This is a genomic window from Deltaproteobacteria bacterium, from assembly GCA_016213065.1.
Classification (GTDB): domain Bacteria; phylum UBA10199; class UBA10199; order SPLOWO2-01-44-7; family SPLOWO2-01-44-7; genus JACRBV01.
Genome location: JACRBV010000109.1, coordinates 1 through 23,749 on the forward strand (window position 1 = coordinate 1; position 23,749 = coordinate 23,749).

Sequence of the window (23,749 nt, forward strand, 5' to 3'; positions counted from 1 at the left end):
CAGGCATTCCAAACAGGGTCGATGAGAAGGGACTTGTTCAGTGGCAGATTTTGGATTTGGCGACGATCAATATTATCAATTTTGCGGATGTCCGACTTTATCAGCAACGAAGAGAAGACTGGGTTGTTCAAGCGATTTTTCGGGGATTTAACGCCATGAGGCGCGCCCAAATGGGGTTTCCTATTCCATCCAGCGCGGGGAAGGGCTGGCCTATTCCATTATTGCCGGTTACGTCGCCCGATAGTGTGCAGGAAGTATGGCATACCGCCCCCAATCAAATCCAATCTCTTGCTTTCAAAAGCGCTCAGGAATATTTGCGCCATCAATTATAGGGGCAGGCAAAGCCCCCTCCAACGGCAAAGCCGTTGGAGCCACCCCCTCACGCGAGCAAAGCTCGCTGATAATACTACTTCGAAGGTTTGATGTGATAGCGTCTTAGTTTTGATGCGAGGGTTGTCCTTGCGATTCCCAAATGACGAGCCGTTTTAGCCTGATTACCGTTTGTCTTCTTTAATACTTCCAGAATCGATAATTTTTCCTGCGCCCCCAATTCCAATTCTCCCACTTCCATTTTGATGGAGGTCAGAGGGGCCAATTCTATTTCTTCGGCTTCAATGGTGTCTGATTGCGATAATAGAAGACTTCGCTGAATGATATTTTTCAACTCTCGGATGTTTCCTCTCCACTCGTGGTTTTTTAATTTCGTAGCCGCTTCTTCGGAAAGTTTCTTTCCGCCGTTTTCAAGCGAGAAAAGATTTAGAAAATGATTGGCGAGCAATAAAATATCCTCGCTTTTTTCTCTCAGAGGCGCCAAGTGAATGGGAAAAACATAAAGTCGATAGAAAAGGTCTTGGCGAAATTTTTCCTGTGTGATGAGTTTTTGCAAATCCCTGTTAGTGGCGGCAATGAGGCGAATATCCACCGGGTAATCTTGTTTGCCGCCGACTCTACGGACGGTTCTTGTTTCCAGTACGCGCAAGAGACGTGTTTGCAAATCAATCGGCATCTCCCCGATTTCATCGAGAAAAAGTGTCCCGCCATCGGCCTCTTCAAAAACGCCCGCATGTTTTTCGGTGGCACCGCTGAAAGAACCTTTTTCATGTCCGAATAAAATGCTTTCAATCAGATTTTCCGGAATGGCGCCGCAATTAACGGCAACAAAAGGTTTTCCATGGCGTGGACTTAAATTGTGAATCGATTGAGCCGCAAGTTCTTTGCCGGTTCCTGATTCGCCAACAAGGCAAACAGTGATTTCGGTTGGAGCGGCTTTGCGGATTAGATCGAAAACGGTTTGCATTGCTTTGGAATTTCCAAGCATATCGCCCAGTTGATTTTTTTGTGGGCCTGTTTTTCTTTCGTGAATAAATGTTTCTTCGGGAATGATTTGAAAATCAATAAAAGGTTGAATGGTCCAAACGCCGATCTGGATTTCATCATGCGCGCGCAAATGACATTGCGTGATCCGCTTTTTATTGACCCATGTGCCATTCCTGCTTGTGTCTTTGACGACGATTGTTTCTTTGTCTTTATACAAGAGACAATGCTTTCTTGAAATATCGTTATCTGCCAGTTGGATGTCGCAATCGGCATCGCGGCCGATTGTGATTTCATTTTTTTCCATGGTCCGTTTAAAAACCGTCTGACCCGATTTGGAAAAAATGAGCTGTGTCATGCCACGAACTTAAATTTCCACAACGCGAAGGTCAATCAAGTTTATTTGTGCACATTGTGCAACACTGTGTACATTTTTTTACACTCATGGTCACCCTCTCCCCTCGAGGGAGAGGGAAGGGTGAGGGGGCGAATTTATTCACGCAGGAATCAATAAGTGTCCGACACTTACTGGAATGGTCCGGCATTTGCATAAGTCTCCGGTATGCGATTCCAATACGCTGTTTTTGTTTTGGTGAGCTGGACCTGCTTTGTTTTCGTCACATCCCTGACCGATTTGAAGCTCGAAGCTTCTTTTGTTCCGAAAGGGTGGCCGGTTATGGGAAAACTTTCGTCACAATTTGGTTTAAGACAGCATCCGATCAAACACAAAAAAATATTTCATAAGGGGATTGATATTGCGTTGCCCCGTTTTTCACGGGTGGTGGCGACAGCATCGGGAAAAATCAAAGAGACCGGTTACAAAAGAGATTACGGAAAATATGTTATTGTAGATCACGGACACGGCTGGAACACACTTTATGCTCATTTGCAGTCGAATTCCATTCACAGAGGCGATTTTGTGAAGAGAAGAGAAATAATCGGACGCGTGGGACAAACGGGTTTGACCACGGGCCCTCACCTTCATTATGAAGTTCACTATCTGGAAAAACCGCAAAATCCGCTGTACTTCATTACTAAAGACGAATCTGCTCAACCAGATTTTTCACCGCTTGCAAGCTCGTCTCAAACATTTTCTTCTCATCTGCATTGAGTTTGAGCTCCAGAATTTTTTCAATTCCTTTTTCACCAATTACCGCGGGAACTCCGATGTAGTAACCTTTTGATCCATATTCCCCATTGAGATACGCGGCACACGGAAGAACTCTCTTCTGATCTTTGAGATACGATTCCGCCATGGAAATGGCCGAAAGGGCCGGAGATACAAACGCGGAACCGGTTTTCAAAAGTTCAACTACTTCGCCGCCGGCTTTTTGAGTCCGCGATACAATTTTGGCGATTGTTTCTGCAGGGAGCAGGTCGGTGACCGGAATACCACCCACGGTGCAATAGCGAGGAACAGGGACCATGGTATCGCCGTGTCCGCCAAGTACCACCGCAAAAACATCTTTGATGCTGACATTAAGTTCAAGGGCTACAAAAGCGCGAAAGCGCGCTGAATCTAGCACGCCGGCCATACCGCAGACACGGCTCGGCGGGAAACCGGAAATTTTCTGAAAAATATAAACCATGGCATCGAGTGGGTTGGAAATAACAATTACAAAAGCATTCGGTGCCTTTTCTTTGACGTTGGTTGCAACGTTCTTCATGATTTCCAGATTTTTGTTGAGAAGATCGTCACGAGACATTCCGGGTTTGCGTGCAAGACCTGCAGTAATAATGACGACGTCACTTCCCTTGATGTCATCATAATTGTTGGTGCCTTTAAGTCGGGCATCAGAATTCAAAACGGGAAGGCCTTCCAGAATGTCGAGAGTTTTTCCCTGAGGAAGTCCTTCGACTACATCAAACAAAACCACATCTCCCAATTCCTTCGCGGCAATTTGCTCCGCCAAGACCCCACCAATATTCCCACCACCAATCAAAGCTATTTTTTTGCGAGCCATAAGTTCTCCTTTTTTAAAAAGATGCCCCCTTGAAACAAACCCGAAGATATCTGTCAATGTAGATTTCAATGCTTATCCGAAAATGCCTGCTTTAAAAATTGTCATTCTGAGCGAAGCGAAGAATCCATTTGTTATCAAGCAGATCCTTCACTTCGTTCAGGATGACATCTTGTTATCACCCAACAACAGGCACTTTTCGGATAAGCATTGAAATTCAGGAGAAAAATTGGGCGAGGTCGGTTTCGCGCTGTTTGCAGTCTTTGATGCCGATGTCGATGAGGTTGCACATGAATTCTTTTTCGAACATCAGATAGCTGAGCAAGTCCAAATCGGCCGTTGGATCCACTTCCAAAAATTTCATAAAGAAACGTTCCACTTGAGTCAGGTTGCTTTTGGTTCTGCTGAGTTTGATAAGCCGTTCGCAAGCAATTTTTCCGAGGTCTTCGCTGGGGAAGAACGCAAAGGCCTCTATTTTTTTCAAACCCCGGTTTGCAATATCGCCGCGAATCGCCTCTTTTTTGAGCATCTCATTGAGGTTATGCAAAAAATCCGGGCCGTAGAGTTTTTCGCTCCATTCAATAACCCGGTTGATCCGGGTCATTTGCTCCAAATCGTAATCGATATGATCCAAAAAAAGGGCGTCCAACAATTTGCCCGCCAAGTGTGTGAAGCTGGGATAGGCGTTTGGCTCGGTGAGACTGAAACTGCCGGAGCTATCCAGTGCCTCCCGATATTTGACACCGACAATAAGAATTTTGTCCGCACCCAATTGCACGGCGGGACTCATCGGTGTGTTTTGGCGAATGCTTCCATCCACATAAAAGTAAGGACCGATTCGCACAGGCGGAAAAATAACGGGGACGGCCGCCGAAGCCATGGCGTGTTGCCAATCAATAGGTCCCGTTTTTATCCGGTAGGCACCAGTGTATTCAACCGCATCTTTTTTATCGACGAAAAGTTCAAGTTTTCCGTTTCCCACGTTGGTCGTGGCAATGGAGACCGCATCCAAAACGCCTTCGTGAATGTTTCGCGGAATTTTGCTGAAGGGGATGGCTTTCTTTAAAAACGGAATGAAAGGGGTGGTATCAAGAATTCCCTGAAACGGATCCATTTCTTTCCCCCATTTTTTGAAAAGGGGGACGAGGCCCAAAAAATGGGAGGTTGTAAATGCGGTTGAGCGCGCCAACAGATGGAGCAAAGCGCCGAAATCGCCCCGATAAATATCGGTAGAGCGCAAATTTTCCCAAAGTGTTTTGATATTTCGCCCCTGAGCTTTGGGATTATCGGCGGTGGCTGCCATGTAACAGGTGTTGATGGCTCCGGCGCTAGTGCCGGAGTGGATGGAAAAACCGTGCTGGTCAGGCCAGATGGCTTTGCGCAGATGGGAGATGATGCCGGCTTCATAAGCCCCTCTTGCTCCACCCCCCGAAAGGACTAACGCAATTTTTTTCATCGTGCTGGTTGGTGAATCCGTTTCTTAAACTGTTTTAACGCAAGTCTTTGAAAAATAAATCCAACGCCGAGAATATATACCACATCCCAAATGAGGATGGGAGAAAAATGTCCCGTGGCGAAGGCACGGTTGAGACGAACGCAGTGAAAAAGAGGATTAAACTCCGCGATCCACGCCCAAGAACCCAATCTTTCCTGAAGAGGAAAAAAAGTATCGCTGAAAATATAAAGAGGGGTCAGAAAAAGCGTGAAGTAGACACTGAAAAGATCGATGGTGGGGATGGTGAAGGCATAAGCCATGCCGATGGTGGCAAAAAGATAACCGACCAGAATTAAAACGAGCAAAATACCGGGCGACCAAACGGATGGAACGATTCCAAAGAGGAAAGTGATCAAATAAAAAATCCCTCCATAAATCATGGCCCTTGTAATCGACCATAAAAGTTCTCCAATAATAATTTCATGTTCATTTACGGGGGTTGCGATGATGGCATCATAGGTCCGGTTGTAATTCATCCGAACATAAACATTATAAGTGCTTTCAAAACTGGCGCCGTTCATCGCGGCGATCGCAATAAGACCCGGTGCCAAAAAGACGGGGTAGGGTACGCCACCGATTTGTTGGATATAAAAACCCACGCCAAGACCGAGCCCGATCAAAAAAAAGACCGGCTCGAAAAAATTAGGGAGGATGTTGAGCTTCCATGTTTTGGAATACATCGTGGAGTTGCGCAACCAAACGCTTTTGATGCTTTGCCACAGGAGTCCTTCACTCATCGCGAAGCTCCCTTCCGGTCATTTTCAAAAAAACCTCTTCCAAATTTTGACATTGGTGTTTTTGGATAAGATGTTTAGGCGACCCTGTTTCGATGATTTTTCCGTAATCCAGAATCACCAGATCGTCGCACAGGAGTTCTGCTTCGTGCATGTAATGAGTGGTGAGAAGAATCGATGTGCCACTTGCTTTAATTGTGCGCAGTGTTTCCCACAACAAGAGCCTTGCTTGCGGGTCCAGGCCGGTGGTGGGTTCATCCAAAAGTAAAAGTTCGGGTTCGTTGAGAAGGGCTTTGGCGATGCTCAGACGGCGCTTCATTCCCCCGGAGTAGCGAAAAATGGGTTCGTCAGCGCGGTCAGAAAGTTGCAGGAGGTTTAACAAATATTCTCCACGATTGTGAATATAATTTTTATCGAAACCAAAATGTCTGCCATGAATTTTTAAATTATCCCAAGCGGAGAGCGATTCTTCTAAAATATCTTTTTGCTGAACGACTCCGATTCGGCGCTTGATGGCGCGGCGGTTTTCGTAAATGGGAGAGCCGAAGAGGGTAAGGGTTCCCGAAGTGGGAGTGAGCGCACCGTAAATCATTTTGATCGTGGTGGTCTTGCCCGCGCCGTTGGGTCCCAGAAAACCGAAGCATTGACTTGATGCCACTTCGAAATCAATTTCATTCACGGCACAAAATCCGTTGAAAAATTTCGTTAATTTTTGGGCGGTGAGGACAGAGGACATGCCTCTTTGTTAATGCAATTATCAAAAAATGCAACAAGAGGTGATTAGGGAACACGGCATCCCTCCTGTTGCCATTTTTGAAGCGGTGAGATATGTTTTAGCTGTGCATAAATATAAAAAGTTTTTCATGGTCCAAATGATTCCCTTGAAAAAAGCGACAAGAGAATTTGATATCAAATTTTGGGGCAGGGTCGGTGCCGAAGGGCGCTTTGCCGCGGCATGGGAAATGGTTTGCGATCTTCCAAAATGGAAAGGTAAACGTGCCGGTCAACCCAGACTTCAAAGATCTGTTGCGTCTTTTAAACAGCGAGAAAGTTAAATATTTGGTGGTTGGCGCTTACGCTGTTATGCATTACACGGAGCCTCGTTATACCAAAGATGTCGGTTTCTGGGTTGAGGCCGATTCGGAAAATGCCCAAAAAGTTTATAATGCTCTGAAAAAATTTGGTGCTCCGGTACAGAATGCATCACCGGAAGATTTTGCTAATTCCGAGCTTGTCTATCAAATCGGCGTGGAGCCCAATCGTATTGATGTCCTGATGGGTATTGAAGGTGTTGATTTTCAAAAAGCATGGAAAAATAAAACAGTTGGCACTTATGGCGGCGAAAAATTTTATCTTCTTGGCATCAAGGATCTGATTCGAACAAAGAAGATTGCAAATCGGCCGCAGGATAAGCTTGATTTAGAGGTTCTCAAGCTGGCGTTGAAAAAGAAAAAAAACAGAAAGTAAAATCTTATGTCACACAAAATTATCATTGTAGGTTCGGGTTGTGCGGGGTGCACGGCGGCAATTTATGCCGCAAGGGCGAATTTGAATCCGCTCATGATTGAAGGTTTGCAACCGGGCGGACAACTCACCATTACTTCCGAAGTTGAAAATTATCCCGGGTTTCCAAAGGGCATTCAAGGTCCGGAACTCATGCAATTGATGAAGGAACAGGCGGTGCGTTTTGGGACCGAGGTGATTTCTGCCGATGTCAGCAAAGTTGATTTTTCCAATCGACCCTTCAAGGTTTGGATTGCGGACAAACTTTATGAAGGAGAAACCGTTATCGTTTCGACAGGTGCTTCGGCCATATGGCTAGGACTTGAAAATGAAAAAAAGTTGTGGGGAAAAGGAGTTTCCGCCTGCGCCACTTGCGATGCTTTCTTTTTCAAGGATCAGCATGTTGTGGTGGTGGGTGGCGGCGACACGGCCATGGAAGAGGCAACATTCCTCGCCAAGTTTGCGAGCCACGTTACGGTTGTTCACCGTCGCAATGAACTGCGTGCCTCGCGGATCATGCAACAGCGGGCGCTGACCGATCCCAAAATAAAATTTATCTGGGACTCGGCTGTTGTGGATGTCAAAGATGTTTCCAAAGATAAAGTAACCGCCGTCACAATTGCCAACCTCAAAACAAATGAGAAGAGCGATCTTGCCTGTGATGGTCTGTTTGTCGCCATCGGACATCAACCCAACACGGAACTCTTCAAGGGACAACTGGAACTCGATGTTAAAGGATACATCGCGATGAAAAAACTTCCATCCATGGCAACCAGCGTTCCCGGCGTTTTTGCCTGCGGTGATGTGCAGGATGTTGTTTACCGCCAAGCCGTAACCGCGGCGGGCACCGGTTGCATGGCGGCTATTGATGCAGAGAGATTTTTGAACCACCAGTGAAAAAAATCCAAAAATTAAAAATCAAAGATCAAAAACACATATTAAAATGAAAAAAATTTTTTATTTTTTATCTGTGTTTTTGGTTTTTAATGTTTGGTTTTTGATTTTTTCCATGGTTGCTTTTGCTCATGACTGGTCCACTCAGGGGCCTTTTGAAATTCGCACACAAAATCCCGTTTATCTTCAGACTGTCACGCTAACTCCGGGCCGCGCTACAACGGTGGGGTTTGGCGTCTTGGATGTTCGCGTTGATTCGGCTTTTTCCAATTTGTATGAGCGGGATTCCTCTCTGACCGCGGATGAAAATCTCGATATGGAATTGTGGCGTCTCAATTTTGTGGGGACCTACGGTTTTGCTCCCGATTTTGAAGGAGGTATTGAAGTGCCTCTGCTTCATTTTGGCGGCGGATTTTTGGATGGCTTCATTCAGGATTATCACAACTTTTTCGGATTCCCAAACGGTGGACGCGATCAGGTGGCGAACGGGATTTTTAATTACAGAGTGAGTAAAAACGGGAGGACTGTTTATCAGGTCTCTTCCGAAAATATCGGTCTTGGAGATATTTCTCTTTTCCTGAAACACCAACTGGTGACGGAGGAAACTTATTTGCCCGCCGTTGCGTGGCGATTTATTTTTAAACTTCCTACGGGCAACTCCGTCGATGGTTTGGGGAGCGGCAGTCCGGGTTTTGGTTTGGGCGTTGCGCTGGAAAAATCATACAAACGGATTCATGGTTATTTGAATACAAACTATCTCATGGATGGTGGAAATAACAAACTCGGTGATTTGATGAACAGCGCTGTGTTTGATTTTTCTTTGGCGGGCGAATTTAGTTTTTCAAAAAGGGTTTCGGGAATTTTACAATTGGTGGGGGGAACGCCGCGCCTTAAAAACCTCATCATTGAAACGTGGGATGGTGTGCCGCTTGATCTGATTGTTGGAGTGCGGGGCGACCAGCCATGGGGAAAACCGCTTAACCCTTTCTATTGGCAGGTTGCTTTTTCAGAAGACGTGCTGGCAGTCGGTCCCTCTGTTGATTTCACCGCGTGGATCTCCGTCGGTTTCCGTTTTCAGGCCCATCATCCGGATGTCTATAAAGGAGACTTCTTCGCGCGCCGTTAAAACGGAATATCGTCTTCTCCTGCGCCACTGGCCTGAGACCCGTTATCTTCAGGAGAAGGTGGAAAGGAATCGCCTTCGGTTGTTGTTCTTGATTCACCGCGTCCGGCATTTCCTCCGGGACTTCCCAAAAATTGTACGCGTTGGGCAATGACTTCGGTGATGTATTTTGTCTGTCCCTGCTGATCTTCCCATTGGCGCGTGCGGATGCTTCCCTCAACATAGACGGGTCTTCCCTTAGAAAGGTATTTTTCGCAATTTTCCGCCTGTGCCCCGTAGACCACAACACGGTGCCATTCGGTTCTTTCCTGTTTGTTTCCTTGCTTGTCTTTCCAAACTTCATTGGTGGCAATCCGCAGATTGCAAACAGCCAGTCCGCTACCGGTGAGACGTTTTTCAGGATCAGCCCCCAAATTTCCAATCAGAATTACTTTGTTGACGCTTGCCATAAATCCTCCTTGCAGAAGGACCATAGACCATTGACAATGGATCAAGGACCAACTGCTTTTTTTAGTTTTTAGTCCATAGTCTATGGTCCATAGTCCTTGGTTTATTTCAACTTATTAATCTGTCTCTTCAAAATTTTTGTCGTTGTTTGCCAGCCCGGGTAATAGGGATCTTGTGTCCATTGCGGAAGCAGTTCTTCCGCTTTTTTCAAAGCCTCGGCCGCTTCGTTTTTACTTCTATTTTTGACGAAGACTTCGGCCAGATCGATTTGTTGTGTGGGATAGTTGGGATCGAGTTCCACCGCCTTTTTGAGATACATTTCAGCTTTATCCAAATCTTGTCTCACGTCTTTTGTCCCAAAATATTTCGGGAGATCGGTATAGAGTTCGCCCAGCATGCGATAGGGACCGGCGTGATCGAATTGCGGGTCGAGTTCCGCCGATTTTTGCCAATCTTGAATCATGTGACGAATTCCTTTTTGATATCCGAAGATCATCACCTCATAATAAAGACCCGTGGCTTGAGCGCGGTAATAATAGCATGGGGCTTCAGCAGGATTTTTTGTGATGCATTGGTCCGCTAGTTGAATGGCCTCTTTTACAAGGGAGGTTTTTTCTTTCCGGTCATGAGGGTTGATATCCGCCTTTAATACTTTTTGTTTGATCGACTCCCATGAGGGGTTGGCAAACAAGGGGGCGGCGATGAAAAAAAAGAAAAGTGGAAGAAGAAGGAATCGCCGCATGGGTTATGCCTAGCAAGCTCTCTTTTTCGGGGCAAGAGTTATTTAACAGGCTGTCACAGGTTCTGCTTCGTTCCTTGACACACTTAGGGTGGTTGTTTAGAAGTGCTTTAAATTTTGGCGCGGTACCCAAGTGGTCAAGGGAGCAGTTTGCAAAACTGTCATGCGCCGGTTCGACTCCGGCCCGCGCCTCAACTCCGCACTTTCGATGAAAGTGCGGAGTTCCTCTATTCTCCAATTTCCATTTTCGAAAATAGAGAATAGAAAATAGAGGGAATTTTGCTTTGCAAAATTCAGCCCGGGTGGTGGAATCTGGTAGACACAAGGGACTTAAAATCCCTCGGGTAGAAATACCCATGCCGGTTCAATTCCGGCCCCGGGCACAAGTTGTAAAGGGCACATCCAAAAAATGTCATCCCTGCGAAGGCAGGGATCCAGAAGTAAAAACACTGGATTCCCGCCTTCGCGGGAATGACAGTTGTCAACAGTCTGCTAATCCTTCTGTTCTGAATCAGGAGTTTCCTCTTTTTGCTCTCCACCCATAACGCCCTTGAACATTTTTTGAGCTTCTTCGCGGGTCATGGAGGAAAGGGTGATGATGGTTCCTTTTGTTTCATCATCTTTTGTGACGATGAGACTCCCCATATTATTCGTGTTTTCAAATTCGATATGAGCGGCGTCCGGGCCTATCATCTGGTTGGCTGTTAAGGTCCATCCCTTCTTTTGCAGATCGGCCTGATACCAGTCCTGTACGGTTTTGACATCATCTTTGGTTGATACCGAAATCAGGGGAAATTTGGGATCCAGAGAAATAACCGTTACTTTACCGTTGCTATAAACCGGAATTTCTTTTGGGAAACTGGAGGGGACTTTTAAATTGGGTCCCGTCATCATTTTTGCGCCTGTTTTGGGATCTGTGATGGTGGCCGATTCGCCGTCATTGCCGTAGTTGACATCATAACCTTCAACTTTAACAGTTTGACCGGCCAAAGGACTTTTGGCCTTGCCCTGAAAATATTTGTAACCGTAAAAACCGCCGCCCGCCAAGATAATCAATGCCACAACCAACACAACGACTTTGTTATTCATAAGATCTCCTTTTTATTTTTAAATGGTTGGATCGGCACTTATCAGAAAATGGATCAAATGCCAGCCAGAAATCGCATCCAATTTTCAGTCCAAACTTGACATGGTTATCCGATCCAAGTAGGAACCACGGCGTCAGAGTTTCTTAATTCAAAAAAGGAGAAAAATTTATGGCAGAAACATCCAATGTAAATGTAACGGGGCTTGGAAGAGTACCAGAAAAATTTGAATTTAAATTTGACGAGGTTAATTTCAAAGGCAAGGAGGGTTTGGAAGTCAACCATCACAATGAGGAAAGATATGAATTGAAGTGCGAACGGGCCGGGTTGTTTTTTAGAGATCATTTCAATGTAACGGGTTTATGGAATTCCAATACCAAACAATATCAGTTGCAAATCAGCATGGATACGTATGCGGGAATTGCAATGTATAACAGTGGAACTCTAACTCTTGTTTATGATGAAAAGACACAGCAATGGAAATTAAACGCGGCACAAACAGGTTTCGGGCGAGTAACGTGGTTATATTGTGCACCGGAAGCTGTTGTGGCGAATATGGTGGCTGGTTTGGAATGTTTTTCGGGTAGTGAAGATGCCGCCAAAGTAAAACTTTCAGGCGTCGTTACCCTGTTTTTCAAAAGTATCAAAGGACAGCAGGAAAACGTCGTAAAGTCCGCTCCCTTATATGCGGGTAGGGTGGATTGCACCAAGCGCGAGAGTTATTCCGATAATGAATCGACCACAAATATGCCTTAAACGATTTTTCTAGTGTGGGCGCTGAAGGTTTCGAACCTCCGACCCTCTCGGTGTAAACGAGATGCTCTACCGCTGAGCTAAGCGCCCCATTCGCGAACACCGGCAAAGCCGGATGTTCGCTAAAGTTAAGGATTCGCTCAAAACAGCTCGCTCACCCTTAACAATCCCAGCTTTATCAACTTTGCAAATACTTGCAAAGTCTTTCTACACTTTAACGGTAGGGAATGGTTTGGATGCGGGGGAGTTTGGATTCTGGAATGCGAATCCATTTTGCCTTGCCTGTTTCCGGAGCGGCCGTTGTCATATCTGAAAGAACGGTTCGTTGTGTGCCCGCTGTGGTGGGCGATAAAGCCGGTTGAGGTTGCGGGGCAAAAAGAGCGCTCGACGGAGACTGGATAACTGGCGCTCCCACCGGCTTTACTACCTGACCAATACCTGTTGTTAACGTCGCCGCTGGATCGTTGCCGACAATAGCCCCCTGCACATCCGATTCCTGAGCAGAACCGTTCGCGCCAAACGCGAGGACAATTAAAATTGACAGAATGAATAACTTCATACAGATAAACGCTAACATTCTTTGGATCGTTTGAAAATCATGAAAAAAGTTCTGTTTCTGTGTCTTGGTAATTCCTGCCGTTCCCAAATGGCGGAGGCCTTTGCCAAATTATATGGAGAGGGAATTATTGAAGCATATAGCGCGGGAGCGAGGCCTGCTGGTTATGTCCATGACCACACCATTGCTGTCATGAATGAAATAGGCGTGGATATTAAGGACCAAATTTCGAAACGCATTGACTGGAATTTTTTGGAACAAATGGATTGGGTTATTACGATGGCTGGAGAGGCCAAGGCGATTGTATCCTCTCTGCCAAGCCGCATCCACTGCGTACACTGGGACGTGGATGATCCCGTGTTTGTTTTTGGAAAAGAGAAAAGGGTGTTGCAGGCGTTTCGCTTAACTCGCGATCACATTAAAAAAAAGGTGTTGGCATTAATCGAGGATATTAAACAACACGGCTGATAATCCGGTGCCACCAGTTTTCCTGTGTTTTTCTTCTTCTGCGCTCCCGCACTTTCTTTTCGTCCGGACCATAGTATTCTTTGTAATAATAATAAGTAGGCGCCATTTTCATTTCGGATGCCTTGATGTTGTTCAGAATTACTCCCAAAATGTTGGCTCCGGTGCTGAGTAGTTGCATCTTCGCCCTTTTGAGGGCGCCCCTCGCTGTTTTTCCAACCTGATAGACCATGATAACCCCGTCAACCTGCGGTGCCAGGATAGTGGAATCGGAAACCGGCAGTACGGGCGGTGTGTCAATAATGACAAAATCAAAATGTTGGCGCAGTTCCTGAAGCAGAGCTCTCATTTTATCCAACGCGAGAAGTTCCGAAGGATTGTGCGGCAGTTTTCCCGAGGAAATCAAATAAAAATTATCAAATCCGAAGGTTTTTAAAATGCTATCCGGTGGCAATTCGCCCACGAGAAAATCCGTTGTTCTGCGGATGACATCCTGCCATTTTGCGTCTTTGGTCAGAATGTCCACCAAGCCCGGTTCTTTGTTGACTCCCATCAGGCGGGAGACAGTCTCACGTCTCAAGTCAGCGGAGATAAGACATGTTTTATTTCCATTTTCTGCAAGACTCAAACTCAAGTTGAGAGATGTTATGGATTTTCCCTCTTTTGCACCGGTGCTAGTTATTTCCAACACCTGACCTTTTTGCTGTGCAAGGGCAAAATTGATGTTGGTGCGGAGTGTTTTGTAGGCTTCCAGTGAAGAAAAACTTTGTTCCTTGCCCATCAGTACGATCCGCTTGCGTTGCTCTACAAGCGAGACGTCCTCCGTTTTGGCGGTGATACGCTGGAAAAATTGCAACGGATGCCACCATGAATCCTTCGATGTATTGGATACCATTTCCGGAATGATACCGAGGACGGGGACCTGGAGAAAATCTTCAACTTCTTCAATGGTGGAAATGGATGTGTCAACATTTTCCTTCACGAATGCCAGTAACAATCCCAAAATAAGGGCGATGACCGCGCCTACTCCAACATTCTTTGCGATATTAGGTGCGATGGGAGAATCGGGGACTTCAGCCATTTGCAAAACGGTAACGCCGGAAATGGTTTGCGCTTCGGAGATTTTGGCGTCTTCATATTTTTGCTTGAGGCTTGCATTGAGAGTTTTTAGATTTTCAATGTTGCGCGTCAGTTGGGAGTAGGTCAACTCCAACTGCGGATGCTCCCCCAATTTTGATCTCAGAGCCCCAATTTGCGCATTTAATTCGACGACTTCCGGGTGTTTGGGCGTGTATTTTTCCAGCAGGGTAATTAATTTGAGCTCCATGTCATTGAGCTGTGTCTGCAAGACCCCGATGGCAGACCCCGTCGGGTTTTTTTCCTTGAATTTTTTAAGTTCCTGCTCTTTGGCGTTCAGCTGATCTTCATTTTCCTTGAGAAGATTGCCGACATATTCCCGCACTTGTGAGGCCTGTTCATTGTGATTTTTGAGACTCCATGCCTGATAGCCTTTGGCTACCATGTTGGCAATCAAGGCGGCCTGCTTGGGATCCGTTGCTCGTGCCGCGAGGTCTGTGATGTTGGTTTGCGTCCTTCGGGTGACTTTAACTCCTGAGAACTGATCGAGGATCGGATCGATTTCCTGCTCAAGCATTCCCTCCTTGATCAATCCCGCAAGGACCCCGGCTTCATGGCACACACGCTTGCTATTGATAATTTGCATCTGGGATTCGATGTAATCGCTGACGTCCCACGCGGCACTGGTTGGGTCCACCGTGCTCGCCGAAATCGGTTTTTCAATTTTTATCGTGGCAATGGCTTCATAGGTAGGCGGGATTCTTGAGCTGTGTATCGCAATGGCAACCGTAACAAGAAGAAACGTTGCAATAACGATCAGCTTGCGTCTTTTTACAATGCGCCAATAATCAGAAATCTCCAGCTCATAACTTTTTGGCATAGTCTATTTTTAGGGGCTTAGCAAAGCCCCCTCCAACGGCAAATTTTTAAATGCTGTCGCGGCAGTTTTCCTTGGTCCTCTGGACCAAGTTTACCTGCCTTGACCCCCTCACGTTCGCTTCGCTCACTATTGTGTTTTACCCTCGACAGCTCCTTTCAGCAAATGTTCCGCCGTTGTGCCGAGTACAACGTTAGACAGGAGAGGAGTTAATTGGTTGATTACATAATTTACATTTACGACCCATTTTTTCGGCACATAAATAATGTCGTTGGATGCAACCGCTATATTTTGACTCAGGTCTCCTTTGAACACGCGGGCCAGATTCAGGCGATAGACCAAGGGTTGGGGACCCCCTCCACGCACCAAAAATGTCCCCTTTCTGACGCCGTCATTGGTGAAACCACCTGCCATAGCAATGACGTCAATGACATTCCCGCCTCCGGGCACGGCATAAATGCCGGGCCCTTTCACTTCTCCCAGCACAATGACTTTTGTGCCGCCGAACCGCTGAATGGTAACGGATACCTGCGGGTTTCGGATAAAATCCTTTAATTTTTTGGTTAATGTGTCGTCCAGTTCGGTGAGGGTTAGCCCCGCCGCCCTGACATCGCCCACAAGGGGGAAAGAAATAATTCCATCCGGACGGACGATCACCGTTTTATCCATATCCGTGTTTCTCCAGACGAAAATGTCCAGAACGTCACCAATGCCGATATGGTACATCGGCTGTTGCGGTGGCAACAAGGTTTGTACGGCTTCATCGGCCTGAGGTGATTCTATCGGCGAAGATGCGGCGCTTGTCGTGGTTATGGCACTATCAGTTTTGGGTTTATTCGTTTGTTTTTGACATTTTTTAAGATAGCTGGCGGCTTGTTTATAAGAGGCATCCAAAAGCACCACATTTTCGAAAAGGGTTTTGGCTTCTGAGTAATTGTGCTCCAGATAAAGTTTTTTCGCTTCTTGATAGCAGGTTGCAATGGTTTCCTGCGTACATTCCCCCGCGGATTTTGCAAGAATTGGAAAAGACAAAACCAGCAACAAGCACAACAATTTCAAAAAATTTCTTCTCATTATTATTGTTTTCTTCATGGGAACTTTTGAAACATTGCATGTCTGTCATCCCCGCGAAGGCGGGGATCCAGTTATTTAAATAGATTCTGGATTCCTGCCTTCGCAGGAATGACAAAAAAATATAATTTTCAGTTCCACTTATACTAAAAAAAAGTGGCCGGTGTCAATTTTGCATTCTTGCCGAAGGTGAATGTTTTGGAATATAAACTCTCTTCATGGTCTCTCAGTGTGCCGAGATTCGTTGTTGTCGTTCCTGCGGTTCTTGTGAGCTGAAGTTTGTTGTGGGTTTGGGAGAACAATTTGTTTCCACGTTTTCCGAAATTGCATCGACAGACAGTTTAAGAGTTCCGCTGGAACTTGTGTTTTGTGACAGAAGGGCCGGAGGGTGCGGGTTGGTGCAATTGAAACACACCGTTCCTCCCGATTTGCTGTATCACCAGTATTGGTATCGCTCCGGAATAAACCGAACGATGATGAGGGCGTTGGCGGATATCACGGAACAAATTGAAAGTCGCGTTTCTCTGGGTCCGCAGGATTTGGTGCTCGATATCGGTTGCAATGACGGAACGTTGTTGCGTTCCTATTCCAAACCGTCTCTGCTCAAAGTTGGTTTTGAACCTTCCGGAAATCTTTTGTCGCTTGCAAAACATGGGACGAGCAAAATTATCAACGATTTTTTTAATCTGTCGTCCTTTCAGAAGGATTTTCCGGGAAAGAAAGCCAAAGTCATCACCACGATTGCGATGTTTTATGATTTGGAAAATCCGAACCGGTTTGTTTCCGAGCTGGCACAAATCCTTGAACGGGGCGGCCTTTGGGTTATCCAAATGAATTATCTTCCGCTGATGCTGATGCGCAATGCTTTTGACAATATCTGTCATGAACATTTGGAATATTATTCTTTGTCCTCTCTTCAAACCCTTCTTGAACGCCATGGGCTTGAAGTGTTCGATGCGGAACTCAATAACGTGAATGGAGGAAGTTTTCGCATCTATGCGGGACACCGCGGTACCATCGCCTCGAAAATGTCGGACAAGGCGGGACAACATCTTCAGGCATTAAGAAAAATGGAGCAGGGTTTGCAATTGGAGGAGATGGAGACCTACAGGCAGTTTGTCTCGCGGATTGCGGTGCTCAAAAACAAACTGTTGGATTTTGTGCGGCAAGAGAGAGGGTTTGGCAAAAAGATTTACGTTTACGGTGCTTCCACCAAGGGCAACACACTTCTCCAGTTTTACGGTTTGGATGACACCCTCATTGGAAAAGCGGTCGACAAAAACACCGAAAAGTGGGGCAAAAAAACAGTTGGAACCCATATTCCCATTATCTCCGAAGAACAGGCGAGATTTGAAAAACCCGATTATTTTCTTATTCTCCCTTGGCATTTTTTGGATGAATTTAAGGGGCGTGAGAAAACCTATTTGCAAGCGGGTGGCAAATTCATTGTGCCTTTGCCCGAATTTCAAATCATCACAGACAGGGATTTGTGAAAATCTCCGTTATCATTCCCACGCGCAACCGGACGGATGATTTGATAAAAGTTCTTCCATCTTATTTGGCAGAATCTTCTGTTTTGGAAATCATTGTCGTGGATGATTCCACCCTCGAGCCGCACATCAAAAAAATCCGAGATGTGGCGCGCATGGATCCTCGTCTTGTCCTTGCACCAAGCGCTTCTCCTCGTGGTCTTCCTGCCGCAAGAAACAGGGGGATCAGGCAGGCAAAAGGAGAATTTATTTTTTTTGGTGAAGATGATTTGGAATTAGCCCCCGGACATTTTTCCATACTTCTGTCTCATCTGAAAGAAACGGGCGCCGACATCATTCAGGGAAGAAAAATATGGAAGAAGCTGGGAGAGTCCAACGAACGTGCCTTTGAGCGGGCCAAAAATTTTAAAGGTCCGTTGTGGAATTCTTTTTATATGGAATGCGACAGCGAACAGACTCCTTCGTGTGACATGCCCGCACCTTTGCTACTCGCCCATTTTTTGGCGAAGAAAGAAATTTTTCAAAAAGTTTTATTTGAGGAAAATTATGAAGGTTTTGTCCGGGGATATCCGTGGCGCGAGGAAACCGATTTTTTGATGAAAGCAGGCGAGATGGATTTTTGCGCGTTCTTTTGTCCGCATACCGTCTGTTTTCAGGCATTTGTCGGCGGCGGGGGGACTCACGAACATTCTTTTTGGAGAGAACAATATTGGATTCTAAAAAATCACCACTTTTTATTGCAGAGACATCGGTCATTTATTCTGGAAAAATTAAGGAATCGGTGGCCGCCATTTTTGCTTCTGCTGGCGTACGCTTTGCACCGGTTCAACGGGCAATTACGTTCCAGAATTTCCAAGCTTTTTTAAATCGGCTTCGATCATTTCACAAATCATTTCCTCAAAAGTCTTTTTGGGGGCCCAATTTAATTTTTGCTTTGCCTTTGTTGCATCGCCCACCAGTGCTTCCAGATCTGTGGGGCGCAATAAATTGGGATCGACGCGGACATATTCCTGCCACGGGCGCTTGATAAACCCGAAGGCGCACTTCAGCAAATCTTTGATGCTATGGGTTTTCCCGGTTGCGATAACGTAATCATCGGCCTTTGGTTGCTGTAACATCATCCACATGGCTTCGACATAATCCGGTGCGTAACCCCAATCTCTTTTGGCTTCCAAGTTTCCTAATTGGATTTCATTGGCCAGTCCCAGATGAATTTTTGCCACAGTGTGCGTTACTTTCCGGGTGACAAATTGCAAGCCGCGGCGTGGAGATTCGTGGTTGAACAACATGCCGCAACAAGCGCCGATGCCATAAGCCTCCCGATAGGTTTGCGCGATGTGGTGACCATACACCTTGGCAACGGCATAGGGACTGATGGGACATAGCGGTGTGTTTTCATTTTGCGGTGTTTGTACGGCATGACCAAACATTTCGCTTGAAGACGCCTGATAAAATTTTATTTTTGGATTAACGTTGCGGAGTACTTCCAGCAGGCGCGCAACGCTGACGGCATTGACCTCCGCGATCAGAACCGGCGTGTGCCATGAGGTTGGTACAAAAGAAATGGAACCGAGATTATAAACTTCGTCGGGTTGAGTTTCCTCCACCAAGCGATTCAGACCGGTGATTTCCAGAAGATCAGCGTCAAATAAGGTAATGTCTTTGGCAATGTCTTTGATATTTTCAAAACTGCTACTGCGTGAAAAACGAGCGAGACCAAAAACCTTGTATCCTTTTTTCAACAAAAACTCGGCGAGATAGGAACCATCCTGCCCCGTAATTCCCGTGATGAGAGCGCGTTTCATGGTCTTGAAGCTATCCAAAAGAATAGTGCTGTCAATCTAACAATCTTGGAAATGAAATTCTGCCGACAAAAGGTTAGTGATACTGCTTTAACCAATCTTTGAAATCCGAAAGTATGGTGCAATTCATGTGTGATATTGCAATTATTGCCGTCTAAAATAGCAAGCATAATGCTAAAATAGACGGTAATTAAAAACGACCGCGGATTTTACGCAACAAATTTTGGATTTTGCCGATAACAATAGAGGGAATGGTGGAAAATGCTGGAATTTTCAAATTGTCATTCTGAGCCCTTCGCTTTGTCATTCTGAGCGAAGCGAATGTGTTCAGGATGACAACCATGAAAAACGCATTTTCCACCACTCCCATCCAATCAAAACAGGCCCAAGCCCAGTCCTCAATGACATCAACTTTTTGCTGACAGAATAGCCCGCGCCAACAGCGGCATCCATACGGGCGAATATTCCATCGGGCCGTAGGTGCTTGCGGATTGAATCAGAGACTTTGTTTTTTAGAGGATCCTCACGACAGTTTTATGGAGTCGGGAATGCAACTCAATCTTTCCGATGCAAATGCAATCCATTTCGCGATGACCTGTTCCTCGGGGCTTTTCAGATTGAGGCGATAAAATGTGGCGCGCCCTTCCCCCCTCTTGCTGACAGACCCCGCCTCAACGCTCTGGCTAAGATAGGTGACAAAAGTCTGTCTGGCCATTTTTTTTCTTATGATCGCACTATAGAGGTGTTTGAACTGGAGTTCGCCGCGTTTCACAAGCGGCCTCAAAATCGCTTTATGCAATGAATCGAGAGGTTGTCTGGCCAGAAACCGATTCCTCTTGGTTTCAAGACTTGTCTTGATGACCGATATAATCGACAGAACGATTGCCTCCAAAATAAACGAAACAAAGTGGTTGAGATTTTTTCTCTCAAGAGAAGAAAATATATTTTTATAATAGCGCGGCTTTTCCTTGTGATAGTAATACGACGTGCTGTAGAGGTTTTCCGAATTAAGACCGGCGCTTCTAAGCAAAATGTGTTCAAGCACTCTGCAAACTCTTTTGTTTCCGTTGGTAAATGGATGAATTGCGTAAAGCGTCGCGTGAAACACCGCTATCGACGTGACACCGAAGTTTTTATTCAGCCATTCGATAAGCTCTCCTAGCGCCTCTTCAATATTATTGTGGGAAATTGGCGTATAGCTTCCAACCCGCACTAAATCGTCTTCTCTGAAATTTCCGGATTTATATAAGGTAAATTCAAAAAAATAATTTTTAAAGATATCCATGCCAACAGTTAAGGAGCGGTGTATTTCTTTAATCAGATCAGGATTTAAGTCTGAAATTTTGAAGAGCTTGCTGTTCATTTCGCGGAACGTCTTTGCAATATTAAAAAATTCGAGTTTTTCATAATCTTTTTTTGTGAGTTTTTTTTTGATTCTTAATTTCTCACCGATGAAATCGTAATTTGGGTCTTTCAAAATTGTATCATAGATATCCTCTGCCTCTTTCAATGACAGGTTTGATTGCTCGGCCTTGGAAATTCCAAAAGAGGCCAATAATTCATTTTTGCTGATGAGATTTTTTTCGACCTCGGGATCTAAAAATAGGTGTTCATAATTTGAAAGCTCTTTATCCATGTCAATTATTTCAGAATTGGTGAAAGGAAAGAGCTCGGCAGTTAATGTGAAATCACTTAAAAATGGCGTTTTAAAGGGTTTAAATGGCTTTTTTAATATATCATCATTCATAGCATTGGTCTAAAATCAGTCTAACTATCAGTCTAATATCTGGTCTAATCCTAGGCTAAAACAAACCCCCAATCAAGAAATTTTGGTTCTTTCGTAAATAAGTTGCAAAATGAGGCTATCTGTCATTCCCGCGAAGGCGGGAATCCAGTCCTACAATACTATGGAACAAGCCTTAAAAAAGTTCGTTGTGCAAATCCCGCCATTCTGGATTCATTGATTCAATCAGCCTTAATTTCCAACTCCTTTTCCATTTCTTGAGTTGCTTCTCTCGTGTGATGGCTACGCTCACATCATCAGTTTCCTCAACGTAAACAAGGCGATGCACTTTATATTTTTCAGTAAATCCTTTGATCAGATTATTTTTGTGTTCATAAACTCTTCTCACTATGTCACTGGTCACACCAATATAGAGCGTTCCATTTCTTTGACTTGCCATGATGTAAACAAAATATTTTCTCGTCATATTGTTTCTCCGCTCCAACGAAAAAAGACTGGATTCCCGCCTTCGCGGGAATGACATCATAAAGCACTCTGCGTATATCAGTTAACTTATTGATATCCGATGATATCCTGGATTTTGTTCTCCTCATTTTGCAACTTATTTACGAAAGAACCAAATTATTTTCTATGCAGTGGGTCTAGTAAGTTGGGCACAGGAGACGTTAAAGAATCTCGGCATTAATCCAGAATATGCCGCTGCCCTCTACGCGGACATGCAACGCCGTGATACCGGATTTGCGCTTTTTTCCGAAATTGCCCGACAGTTTTTGAAGGACAAAGTAGCGCTCACTGCCGCATTCCAACGAGGACCTCAAGTATTTTCACGTTATCTTTTAACCCAACGCACCGGTCTTGCGATTGAGGGATTTCAGGATGGAAACTATCGTCCCAAGGCGCTGGGCGATCTCTACGAAACGGCCCTTGCACTGAAAGTGGGTGGCTTGCCGTTAACAATCTCCGGCACCATCGCCCATGACAGAGACTTGACCAAGATCAGAGAATTGGTCGCAAGCGTGGGCCGTCTCCACGGGATATTTGGCGGAGTTGACGCAGAGGTATTGACTCACACAGGGGACGTTCCAATCACGGACAATAATATAGATGATGTCATCAAAAATATAGATAACCGGTTTCTCGAAAAATTTAAGGAAGTGTTTAAACTCGGCAATCGTCCGGTAACGATGGACGATATCCGCGCCCTCGAAGCAAAATGGGGAAATCTTGAGGTGTTTTACACGCTCGTGGCGAGGTTTAATGGCAGAAGCGATTGGCGTCCCGAGGTTGCCGTGCTGGGCCAAGTCGTCCGCGCCGTCCTCGATGGAAGGTTTGAGGAATTAAAATTTGAAGGGGATGCAACGGACTCCGCTGATCAGGCGAAGGCCCGCGCACAAACGGCAATGCTTCGTACACCAGAGCATCGCGAAGGGTGGAGGAAAAATTTCAGCCGTATCGGGGTTTCAAACGGAACAAACACCGGCCCCACGCTGGAAGAAAATCTTAATCGTTCGCAGGATATTTTAAGAAGTCAGGTAATGGGGCATGTTGTGGAGCATGCGGGCAGACATGAGAGAGCCTACAGAAGCGTAATCCATGCGACGATACGCGAGGTAAAAAATGAATTTCAGCAGAAGGGTTTTAAAACGGAAGTGTTGAAAAATTTACGGAGGACGCATCATCATTATAATGAAGGCGCTCTGCTTGTTGCCGTTCTGGAACTCGCTCAAGAAACCCAAAACCTCTCCGACTATCTGAACGTCCTGAAATTCATCAGGGGAAACGACGGCCTGTTCGGTCTCGATCAGCAGTTAAAGGATGATTTGAAGACCTTGGACGCTACGGCCCGCGCAGTGGTGAAGGGCGAAGAGGCGATCGTCTTTACCACCACCACTGCCGACTCCAAGCTTTTGTTAATGACCGGCGATCTTGTCGGGACGTCTTCCTGCCAAAACTACAAGACAGGCTCCCATATTCAGACCCTGCTTGGATATGTGATGGACGCGGGTGTAAAGCTCATGCTCACCTACACGATCACGCGCCGCAATTTTCAAAGCCAGCAGGATTTCGATAGGGCAAAACAACTTATTGCAGAGGGTGCATCCATCGAATTTATCGCGGCAAGGAGGGCGCTGAAGATCGGGGACATGGAGATTATTCTCCCTCGTGCGGTGAACCGCCACGTGATAAAACTCGGGGCAACGGATGAAGACAAGGCCGGAATAGCCGTGGAACGCGCCTACGCACAAGCGCATACCGCGGAAGAACTCATGCGTGAACAGATCGCGCAAGTTTTGAAAGCGCAGTCAGAGGCCAGTGGCGCAGTTACGGGAGAAAAAATCACCATCCCACCCTCGCGCAACCCGGGCGGAGTCTACAGCGACGCCAACGGCGGCGTCCATACAGACGCCTACTCCATCGTGCCATAGGGAAATTTTTTATTCCGGTGAACCCTGTATCTCGGTACGGGGTCGGGGTGACATAAAGGGAGTGGTGGAAAATGCTGAAATTTTCAAATTGTCATTCTGAGCCCTTCGCTTTGTCATTCTGAGCGAAGCGAAGAATCTGTTCGGGCTCAGGATAAACTCCGCGAAGAATCCAATATTATCAAGTAGATCCTTC

24 protein-coding genes and 3 tRNA genes are annotated in these 23,749 nt (G+C 45.8%); 12 read left to right on the plus strand and 15 right to left on the minus strand.

From position 1 onward, the window contains the following. On the plus strand, nt 1–332 hold a 332-nt coding region (locus HY877_06380), incomplete at its 5' end, for a hypothetical protein (protein ID MBI5299901.1). A 74-nt stretch (nt 333–406) separates the two neighbouring features. Here HY877_06380 and HY877_06385 read toward each other — a convergent pair. Then, nucleotides 407–1,672, minus strand: a complete 1,266-nt coding sequence (locus HY877_06385) for a sigma 54-dependent Fis family transcriptional regulator (GenBank protein ID MBI5299902.1) — start codon at nt 1,670–1,672, stop codon at nt 407–409. Nucleotides 1,673–1,876: 204 nt separating this feature from the next. Between HY877_06385 and HY877_06390 the strand changes: the two genes are divergently transcribed. Next, the gene (locus HY877_06390) at nt 1,877–2,425 is read left to right on the plus strand and encodes a M23 family metallopeptidase (GenBank protein MBI5299903.1); all 549 of its coding nucleotides are present in this window, start codon (nt 1,877–1,879) and stop codon (nt 2,423–2,425) included. Here the strand turns inward: HY877_06390 and mdh are convergent. The 4 genes from mdh to HY877_06410 form a co-directional block, all read right to left on the minus strand. Continuing rightward, nucleotides 2,349–3,278: a malate dehydrogenase gene (mdh, locus tag HY877_06395; GenBank protein ID MBI5299904.1), complete on the minus strand. Its 930-nt coding sequence runs from the start codon at nt 3,276–3,278 to the stop codon at nt 2,349–2,351. The two genes, HY877_06390 and mdh, sit on opposite strands and share 77 nt — an antisense overlap. Before the next feature lie 214 nt (nt 3,279–3,492). Further along, nucleotides 3,493–4,731, minus strand: a complete 1,239-nt coding sequence (locus HY877_06400; protein ID MBI5299905.1) for a patatin-like phospholipase family protein — start codon at nt 4,729–4,731, stop codon at nt 3,493–3,495. Further along, the gene (locus HY877_06405; protein MBI5299906.1) at nt 4,728–5,507 is read right to left on the minus strand and encodes an ABC transporter permease; all 780 of its coding nucleotides are present in this window, start codon (nt 5,505–5,507) and stop codon (nt 4,728–4,730) included. The genes HY877_06400 and HY877_06405 overlap by 4 nt, the downstream gene beginning before the upstream one ends. Continuing rightward, a complete protein-coding gene (locus tag HY877_06410; protein MBI5299907.1) occupies nt 5,500–6,240 on the minus strand; it encodes an ATP-binding cassette domain-containing protein in 741 nt (246 codons plus the stop codon). Before HY877_06410 ends, HY877_06405 begins: the two co-directional genes overlap by 8 nt. A gap of 260 nt (nt 6,241–6,500) precedes the next feature. Between HY877_06410 and HY877_06415 the strand changes: the two genes are divergently transcribed. The 3 genes from HY877_06415 to HY877_06425 are packed head-to-tail and all read left to right on the plus strand — an operon-like array spanning nt 6,501 to nt 9,027. After that, entirely contained in the window at nt 6,501–6,971 is a 471-nt protein-coding gene (locus HY877_06415; GenBank protein ID MBI5299908.1) for a hypothetical protein, read from the plus strand. A gap of 6 nt (nt 6,972–6,977) precedes the next feature. Further along, the gene (gene trxB, locus HY877_06420) at nt 6,978–7,904 is read left to right on the plus strand and encodes a thioredoxin-disulfide reductase (GenBank protein ID MBI5299909.1); all 927 of its coding nucleotides are present in this window, start codon (nt 6,978–6,980) and stop codon (nt 7,902–7,904) included. Between the two features lie 46 nt (nt 7,905–7,950). Then, entirely contained in the window at nt 7,951–9,027 is a 1,077-nt protein-coding gene (locus tag HY877_06425; GenBank protein MBI5299910.1) for a DUF3187 family protein, read from the plus strand. Here the strand turns inward: HY877_06425 and HY877_06430 are convergent. Together HY877_06430 and HY877_06435 are read right to left on the minus strand one after the other, a co-directional pair. Next, entirely contained in the window at nt 9,024–9,473 is a 450-nt protein-coding gene (locus HY877_06430; GenBank protein ID MBI5299911.1) for a single-stranded DNA-binding protein, read from the minus strand. The genes HY877_06425 and HY877_06430 overlap by 4 nt on opposite strands. A 101-nt stretch (nt 9,474–9,574) precedes the next feature. Further along, on the minus strand, nt 9,575–10,213 hold the full coding sequence (locus HY877_06435; GenBank protein ID MBI5299912.1) for a hypothetical protein: 639 nt from the start codon (nt 10,211–10,213) through the stop codon (nt 9,575–9,577). A gap of 116 nt (nt 10,214–10,329) precedes the next feature. Here HY877_06435 and HY877_06440 point away from each other — a divergent pair. Both HY877_06440 and HY877_06445 read left to right on the plus strand, forming a co-directional pair. Beyond that, nucleotides 10,330–10,402 (plus strand) — tRNA-Cys (locus HY877_06440). Between the two features lie 104 nt (nt 10,403–10,506). Continuing rightward, nucleotides 10,507–10,593 (plus strand) — tRNA-Leu (locus HY877_06445). A 109-nt stretch (nt 10,594–10,702) separates the two neighbouring features. Here HY877_06445 and HY877_06450 read toward each other — a convergent pair. Next, nucleotides 10,703–11,299, minus strand: coding sequence for a hypothetical protein (locus tag HY877_06450; GenBank protein MBI5299913.1), 597 nt, complete (start codon nt 11,297–11,299; stop codon nt 10,703–10,705). A 167-nt stretch (nt 11,300–11,466) separates the two neighbouring features. Here HY877_06450 and HY877_06455 point away from each other — a divergent pair, with 167 nt between their 5' ends. Further along, nucleotides 11,467–12,051 (plus strand): hypothetical protein, encoded by a 585-nt coding sequence (locus tag HY877_06455; protein ID MBI5299914.1) that lies wholly within the window; start codon nt 11,467–11,469, stop codon nt 12,049–12,051. A 15-nt stretch (nt 12,052–12,066) separates the two neighbouring features. Here the strand turns inward: HY877_06455 and HY877_06460 are convergent. After that, nucleotides 12,067–12,138, minus strand: a tRNA-Val gene (locus HY877_06460). Between the two features lie 124 nt (nt 12,139–12,262). Further along, nucleotides 12,263–12,607 (minus strand): hypothetical protein, encoded by a 345-nt coding sequence (locus tag HY877_06465; protein ID MBI5299915.1) that lies wholly within the window; start codon nt 12,605–12,607, stop codon nt 12,263–12,265. A 39-nt stretch (nt 12,608–12,646) separates the two neighbouring features. Here HY877_06465 and HY877_06470 point away from each other — a divergent pair, with 39 nt between their 5' ends. Beyond that, the gene (locus HY877_06470) at nt 12,647–13,072 is read left to right on the plus strand and encodes an arsenate reductase ArsC (GenBank protein MBI5299916.1); all 426 of its coding nucleotides are present in this window, start codon (nt 12,647–12,649) and stop codon (nt 13,070–13,072) included. On the opposite strand, the gene HY877_06475 is transcribed toward HY877_06470, so the two are convergent. After that, nucleotides 13,056–15,026: a polysaccharide biosynthesis tyrosine autokinase gene (locus HY877_06475; protein ID MBI5299917.1), complete on the minus strand. Its 1,971-nt coding sequence runs from the start codon at nt 15,024–15,026 to the stop codon at nt 13,056–13,058. The two genes, HY877_06470 and HY877_06475, sit on opposite strands and share 17 nt — an antisense overlap. Before the next feature lie 126 nt (nt 15,027–15,152). Continuing rightward, the gene (locus HY877_06480; GenBank protein ID MBI5299918.1) at nt 15,153–16,115 is read right to left on the minus strand and encodes a polysaccharide biosynthesis/export family protein; all 963 of its coding nucleotides are present in this window, start codon (nt 16,113–16,115) and stop codon (nt 15,153–15,155) included. Nucleotides 16,116–16,312: 197 nt separating this feature from the next. Between HY877_06480 and HY877_06485 the strand changes: the two genes are divergently transcribed. Both HY877_06485 and HY877_06490 read left to right on the plus strand, forming a co-directional pair. Then, on the plus strand, nt 16,313–17,587 hold the full coding sequence (locus HY877_06485; protein ID MBI5299919.1) for a class I SAM-dependent methyltransferase: 1,275 nt from the start codon (nt 16,313–16,315) through the stop codon (nt 17,585–17,587). After that, nucleotides 17,584–18,450 (plus strand): glycosyltransferase family 2 protein, encoded by an 867-nt coding sequence (locus HY877_06490; protein ID MBI5299920.1) that lies wholly within the window; start codon nt 17,584–17,586, stop codon nt 18,448–18,450. Before HY877_06485 ends, HY877_06490 begins: the two co-directional genes overlap by 4 nt. Here HY877_06490 and HY877_06495 read toward each other — a convergent pair. The 3 genes from HY877_06495 to HY877_06505 all read right to left on the minus strand — a co-directional run bounded on the left by HY877_06495 (nt 18,421) and on the right by HY877_06505 (nt 21,596). After that, on the minus strand, nt 18,421–19,389 hold the full coding sequence (locus HY877_06495) for a GDP-mannose 4,6-dehydratase (protein MBI5299921.1): 969 nt from the start codon (nt 19,387–19,389) through the stop codon (nt 18,421–18,423). The two genes, HY877_06490 and HY877_06495, sit on opposite strands and share 30 nt — an antisense overlap. A gap of 520 nt (nt 19,390–19,909) precedes the next feature. After that, complete coding sequence (locus HY877_06500) at nt 19,910–21,133, minus strand: Fic family protein (protein ID MBI5299922.1); 1,224 nt, start codon at nt 21,131–21,133, stop codon at nt 19,910–19,912. A gap of 172 nt (nt 21,134–21,305) precedes the next feature. Further along, nucleotides 21,306–21,596, minus strand: coding sequence for a GIY-YIG nuclease family protein (locus HY877_06505; GenBank protein ID MBI5299923.1), 291 nt, complete (start codon nt 21,594–21,596; stop codon nt 21,306–21,308). Between the two features lie 169 nt (nt 21,597–21,765). Here HY877_06505 and HY877_06510 point away from each other — a divergent pair, with 169 nt between their 5' ends. Further along, nucleotides 21,766–23,556 (plus strand): hypothetical protein, encoded by a 1,791-nt coding sequence (locus HY877_06510; GenBank protein ID MBI5299924.1) that lies wholly within the window; start codon nt 21,766–21,768, stop codon nt 23,554–23,556. Nucleotides 23,557–23,749: the final 193 nt, after the last annotated feature.